The following is a 2,294-nucleotide window of genomic DNA, read 5'->3' as shown; positions in this document are numbered from 1 at the left end:
ACCCGTCGCCGGCACGCTCGAGGTGCATCGCCTGGTCGAGGTCGCGGGACGAGGCCGGGTCGATGGTCACGAACGGGATGTCGGTCCGGTCCAGGTCCGGGAGCCGGGGCGAGGCCGCGGCCTCGGCGGCGGCCCGCTCGACCGCCTCCGGGAAGCCCGGGGTCAGCTTCATCTCCGCCTGGATCGCCGCGATCCCGTCGCGAAGCGTCTCGGCCGAGACGGTGTCGTCGCCGGTGCGGACTGAGATGACGCGGTTGCTGGGCATGCCCAGCACCCTAGCCAAGGCCGGGCGCGCGGAGCCCCTACTCTTGCCCGCGTGCTGATCCTGTTGCCGCCGAGCGAGGGCAAGACCGCTCCCCGACGCGGCACGCCGCTCGACCTGTCGTCCCTCGGCTCGCCCGTGCTCACCCCGACCCGCGAGCGGGTCGTCGACGCCCTCGTCGCGCTGGCCGCACGCCCCGACGCGGCCGCCGTGCTGGGCCTCGGCGGGACCCAGGCCGACCTGGTCGACCTCGACGTCCGGCTGCGGACCTCGCCCACGGCGCGGGCCGATCGCGTGTACACCGGCGTGCTGTACGACGCGCTGGGCTTCGACTCGCTGTCCACCGCGGCGCGGCGCCGGGCCACCAGCCGGCTGGCGGTCATGTCGTCGGTCTTCGGCCTGGTCCGCCCCGGCGACCGGATACCGGCGTACCGACTCTCGGGTGACGTCACCCTCCCCGGCCTCGGACCGGTCGCGGGCGTGTGGCGCGAGGCGCTGGGCGAGGCCGTCGAGGAGGCTGTCGGTGGCGGGCTGCTCGTCGACCTGCGCTCCACGATGTACGCCGCGTTCTGGCGCCCGCCCGCCGGTCTCGCGCCGCGCGTGGCCACCGTCCGGGTGCTCCACGAGTCCGCCGGCGTGCGCAAGGTCGTGAGCCACTTCAACAAGGCGACCAAGGGCCGCATCGTTCGCGCAGTGCTGGAGGACGGCGGCAACCCGCGCACACCGGCCGCGCTGGCGCGGCTGCTGACAGGCCTGGGCTGGACGGTCGAGGTGGGCGAGCCCACCCCCCGCGGCACCCAGCTCGACGTGGTCGTCAGCGAGATCTGAGCGACAGCGTCAGATCCCCGACTCCGAGGTGCGCACCAGGATCCGCTGGCACTCCTCGCAGCGCACGACCTCGTCGGCCGGGGCCTTGCGGATCTGGGACAGCTCCGCGGCGTCGATGGTGATGTTGCACCCGCCGCACTGGCGGGCCCGCAGCTCGGCGGCGCCGATGCCGGTCTTGGCGCGCAGTCGCTCGTAGAGCGCCATCAGGTCCTCGGGGATCCCCTCGGTGGCGGGGGTCCGGTCCTCCTCGGCGGCGGCGACCTTCTCGTCGATCTCGGCCCAACGGGCGTCGCGGGCGGTCGCCAGCTCGGCGACCTGGGCGTCGGTCTCGGCGAGCTGGGTGGCGAGCCGGTCGTAGGTGGCCTGCGCCTCCTCGAGCTGCTCCATGATCTCGAGCTCGGCGTCCTCCAGCGTGCTCACCCGGCGGTCGAGGGAGGTCAGCTCGTGCTGCATCCGCTCCAGGTCCTTGGGGTTGGTGATGGCGCCGGAGTCCATGCGCTCCCGGTCGCGGACGCGGCGGGCCTTGACCTGCTCCACGTCGGCGTCGGCCTTGCGCTGCTCGGCGGTGAGGTCGTCGACCACGATCCGGGCATCTCGCAGCCGGTCGTCGACGTCGCCCCGCCCGGTCTGCAGCTCGGCGATCCGGGCGATCTCGGGCAGGGCGCGCCGCTGGTGGCGCAGCTGGTCGAGTCGTGCGTCGACCTTCTGGAGGTCGAGCAGCTTCGACTGGGCGTGCGGATCGGCTTTCAACGCTCTCCTCGGGTGGGGCTCTGCTGGGTCGTGCCGCGCTCGACCGGGGGCCGGTCGACCCGGAAGCTCCAGGGGTCGGTGCACCGGGTGCTGACGCTGGTCTCGACCCTATCGCCCATCGCGTCCGCGAGTCGGGCCCGCACCACGGGCAGCCAGGTCCACTCCGCCGCCCAGTGCGCCACGTCGACCAGGGCCGGCCCGTCGTGCTCGCGGAACTCCCCCGCGCGGTGGTGTCGCAGGTCGCTGGTCAGGTAGACGTCCACGTCCGACCCGACGAGCCGGTCGAGCAGGAAGTCGCCGGCTCCCCCGCACAGCGCCACGCGCCGTACGGGCCGGTCCGGGTCGCCGGACACCCGGACGCCGTGCGCCGTGGCCGGCAGCACGGAGGCGACGTGGTCGGCGAACTCCCGCAACGTGGTCGGCGCCACCGAGCCCACCCGGCCGGTGCCGGTGC

At 74.4% G+C, this 2,294-nt stretch carries 3 protein-coding genes and 1 pseudogene; 1 reads left to right on the top strand and 3 read right to left on the bottom strand.

Features of this window, described 5'->3' with window-relative positions:
- A pseudogene (locus ACXJKL_RS19610) lies at window positions 1-265 on the bottom strand (RNB domain-containing ribonuclease); the annotation flags it as partial.
- Window positions 266-316: 51 nt separating this feature from the next.
- On the opposite strand from ACXJKL_RS19610, the gene yaaA reads away from it, so the two are divergent.
- Complete coding sequence (gene yaaA / locus ACXJKL_RS19605) at window positions 317-1,090, top strand: peroxide stress protein YaaA (RefSeq protein ID WP_457208675.1); 774 nt, start codon at window positions 317-319, stop codon at window positions 1,088-1,090.
- 9 nt (window positions 1,091-1,099) lie between these two features.
- Here the strand turns inward: yaaA and ACXJKL_RS19600 are convergent, their stop codons facing one another.
- Together ACXJKL_RS19600 and ACXJKL_RS19595 are read right to left on the bottom strand one after the other, a co-directional pair.
- Window positions 1,100-1,840 (bottom strand): zinc ribbon domain-containing protein, encoded by a 741-nt coding sequence (locus ACXJKL_RS19600; protein ID WP_457208674.1) that lies wholly within the window; start codon window positions 1,838-1,840, stop codon window positions 1,100-1,102.
- A partial coding sequence (locus ACXJKL_RS19595; RefSeq protein ID WP_457208673.1) for a Nif3-like dinuclear metal center hexameric protein occupies window positions 1,837-2,294 on the bottom strand: 458 nt, incomplete at its 5' end. The genes ACXJKL_RS19595 and ACXJKL_RS19600, both read right to left, overlap by 4 nt.

It is taken from the genome of Nocardioides sp. P5_C9_2, from assembly GCF_054049555.1.
This window is presented reverse-complemented; position numbering and strand designations above follow the sequence as displayed.